Annotated in this window: 3 protein-coding genes; all 3 read right to left on the bottom strand. The window is 74.3% G+C overall.

Annotation, left to right across the window (positions count from 1 at the left end; genetic code table 11):
• A partial coding sequence (locus ABD296_RS49005; RefSeq protein WP_344285292.1) for a TcpE family conjugal transfer membrane protein occupies positions 1-2,032 on the bottom strand: 2,032 nt, incomplete at its 3' end.
• Between the two features lie 55 nt (positions 2,033-2,087).
• The gene (locus ABD296_RS49000; protein WP_407061590.1) at positions 2,088-2,363 is read right to left on the bottom strand and encodes a hypothetical protein; all 276 of its coding nucleotides are present in this window, start codon (positions 2,361-2,363) and stop codon (positions 2,088-2,090) included.
• A gap of 61 nt (positions 2,364-2,424) precedes the next feature.
• On the bottom strand, positions 2,425-3,356 hold a 932-nt coding region (locus ABD296_RS48995; protein ID WP_344285287.1), incomplete at its 5' end, for a conjugal transfer protein.

The raw sequence follows: 3,356 nt of genomic DNA, 5'->3' as shown, positions 1-3,356 counted from the left end.
GCGGAACCTGCCGCGCAGGCCCCTGCGCCGCCGGCCGCTGAGGCACCGGCGGCTGAGGCACCGGCCGCTGAGGCACCTGCTGCGGCTGCGGCTGCGGGGGCTGCGGCTGCTGGGGCACCGGCTGCTGGGGCGGCGGCCCCGCGGGCGCCCTGCGCGGCGCCGCCGTCCTCCACCCGGCGACCTTCTTGTCACCAGGCTCGCCGCCGAAGTGCTCGCCCCTGCGCCGCTGCGCCCGCGACGCCCCGGAAGCCGGCGCACCCTGTCCGGCCCGAGACCGGCGGGCCTCGTCATCCGCCGCGCCCGCGCCCGGCGTCCCCGACTCCGCTCGCACCTGAGCGCCCACGGCACCGTCCGATGCCACCTGCCGACCGGCGAGCTGCTCCTCCGCGGCACGCGTGTCCTCGCCAGAACCATCCCGCGCCGCCGGCACGCCGTCCTGCGCTGCCTGCCGAGCAGGCTGCTCCTCTGCGGCGGCTGTGTTCTCACCAGCGTCGCGGCCGGCGCCCCCACTCACGCGCTCACCAGAACCGCCACGCGCCGCCACACCTTCCGGCGTCACCTGCTCGCCACCCTGGGGCGCCGAAGCGGGCGTGTACTCGCTGGGGGCGGCCTCGCGCTCGGCCGAGGCGGGCGCAACCGGCTCGCGCGCCGCTTCGGCCGAGGGAACGGGGGTCTCGCTGGCGTGCTCGGTCGAATCGGCGCGCACCGGCGGCACGCCTTCCGAGACCAATCGCAGGCCAGGCGTCTGCTCGGCGACCTGCTCCGGTGCGGCGGGCGCGGTCTCGCGAGCGGCGGGCTCGCTTGCGCGCTCGGCGGAACGGGCTTGCTCCGCTGCCTGCTCGGGGCCCTGGTGCGCTGGAGCGGGCGCGTTTTCGCCGGGGGCGGCGGCGCGCTCGGCCGGGGGAACGGGGGGCTCGCCGGCGTGCTGGGTCGCATCGGCACGCACCGGCGGGACGCCTTCCGAGACCAATCGCAGGCCACGCGCCTGCTCGGCGACCTGGTCCGGTGCGGCGGGTTCGGTTGCGCGTTCGGCGGAGCGGGCTTGCTCCGCTGGTCGCTCGCCGCCCTGGCGGATCGGGGCGGGCGTGTCCTCGCTGGGGACGGCGGCGTGTTCGGCCGAGGGGGGCGCGGGCTCGGTCGTGGCGTCCGGCTTGGTCGGTTCGCGGGTGGGGAAGGGGGCGGGGTTGCCGAAGGAGGCGGGGGCGGGAGTCTGCTGGGGGATGTCGGGGCGGGTGACCGGGGGGACGGCGGGCCAGATCTCGGCGGACGCGCCGGGGCGGCGGACGCCGGAGGCGAGGCCGCGCTTGCCGGAGCCGGCCGGGGCCGGGGCCGGGGGGACCTCCAGCTGGGGGGTCGCCGGGGGGCGTTCGATCTCGCCGGGGTGCGGCTCGAGTTGGACGTCGTCCTCGTGGGAGATGTCGCGGACGGTGCGCCGCCACGGTTTCGGGGCGGGGACCTCGGCGGCCGGGGCGGGGACGTCGTACCGGGCGGCGTAGTCGGCCAGCGGGACGGGCGTCTCCGCGATGGCGGGGCCGGGGAGCATGGCCGCGGCGGCGGGCTGCGCGGCGGCGGCTGCGGCCGGGGCGGGTGCGGCGGCGGCCTTGCGGGATTTGCGGCGGGACTTGACCGCGGCGCGTTCGGGGGCGGCGACCGGGGCGGGTGCCTCGGCGCGGCGCCAGACGCGGGCGATGACGACGACCTCGCGGGGTTCGCGGATCGGGGTGAGACGGCACCAGGTGCGCGGTTCGGCGAGGTAGCGGCTCTGGGAGAGCAATAGTTCGGTGAGCCGCTTGCCCTCGATGACGGGCCGGGTCGCCAGCCAGGTCAGCACCCCCGGCGGGACGACGTACAGGACGTGCCAGGGGGACTTGAACGGGATCCCGGCGAACCGCAGCAGCAGGATCCAGGGCACGAACACGCCGAGGAAGACACCGATCTGGACCAGCGGCAGCGGCATCGGCAGCCGCAGGTCGTACAGCTTGTACAGCCGCTTCTCGATGCGCCATATGTTCGTGTACGTGGGTAGATCCACGCCCCTACTCCCCTAACTGCGCGAGCACAGTGCCGCCTGCCGACCTCCGCGTGGGTCAGGTGACGTCCACTCCGAGGGCCTTGGCGATCGCCTTGGCCGTCGTCTCGATGATGTTCGGCACGTAGAAGACCACTCCGATTCCGATCGCCAGCACGATGAATTGGACGAAGCGCGTGATCTCACGGGTGAACAGGAAGAAGATCGCGACAATGGAGACGATGACGAGGAAGAGCGGGCCGAAGATGTTGCGCAGCCAGTCGGCGAGCTGGTCGGTCCGCAGTTCGTCGTTCTGCTGCGGCGCCGCCCAGACCTCGTGCGGAATCGACGCCATGATGTGGTTCAGCATCGACTGATCACCCTCTCTGGGACGGCGGTTGTCATGGGGTTGGAGGTCATGATGCGTTCGGCTCCGTGGTGCCACGGATGTCTCTGACGTACCAGTTCGTCCCCTTCTTCACCACGGTGAGCCGGTAGGACTGGTCGAGCTCGCCGCCTCCGCCGGCGCCGGCGCCGCCGGGCATCTGCCAGCCGACGGTCGCGGTGACGGTGCGCTCGTCGGCGGCTCCCTTGGCAGCGACGACCTCCTTGACCTGCACGAAGCTGACGGAGTCGGCCAGGCCCGCGATCGGCGTCCCGTCCGAGAAGTGCGAGAGCGTGGCCTGGTCGCCGGACCCGTACGCCTTGAAGAACGTACCGAGGATGCCCTGGAGGGTGCTCTCCAGGGCGGTGTCGCGGTCCTGGACGCCGCCCTGCGGGAGCGCGGCCTTGGTGGGCGGCGGGAGCAGCGCGGGGCGGCCGGAGATGACGAGGGCGCCGCCGTCGGCGGCGTAGACCGGGACCGACAGCCGGAGCCATTTGTCGGCGCTGCGGGCGAGCACCGTGACGGTTCCGTCGTGGGCGTCGCGGGCGTCGACTCCGGCGACCTGGACGGACTGGACCTGCAATGTGCCGACGCCGTTCCAGCCGAATTGGGCGTCGGCGCCGTCGGGCAGGAAGGTGTGCAATTGGGCTTCGCGCGCGGCGGCGTTCTTCTGGTCGTAGTTGAGGTAGACGTTGGCGAACTGGAGCGCGAACGCGCCGGCGGCGCTGCTCGGGAAACCCGTGCCCTTTCCGGGTTTGGCGGTGGCGCCGTTGTCGGCGGAGCCGCCGTCCTTGGCGGTGAACCGTTCGAACGGCGCGCGGATCCCGTTGACGAGGATGACGAGGATGAGGGCCCAGAGCACGGCGCGCCCGACCCACACCCACCACCGGCCGCCGGAGCCGCCCCAGCGGCCGCCGCCGCCCCGGCCGCCGCCGGCACCGCCCGAGCGGGCGCCGGGCCGTT

It is taken from the genome of Actinomadura napierensis (genome assembly GCF_039529375.1).
Classification (GTDB): domain Bacteria; phylum Actinomycetota; class Actinomycetes; order Streptosporangiales; family Streptosporangiaceae; genus Spirillospora; species Spirillospora napierensis.
The sequence above is the reverse complement of the archived record's forward strand: the minus strand, read 5'-3'. Positions and strand labels throughout refer to the sequence as shown.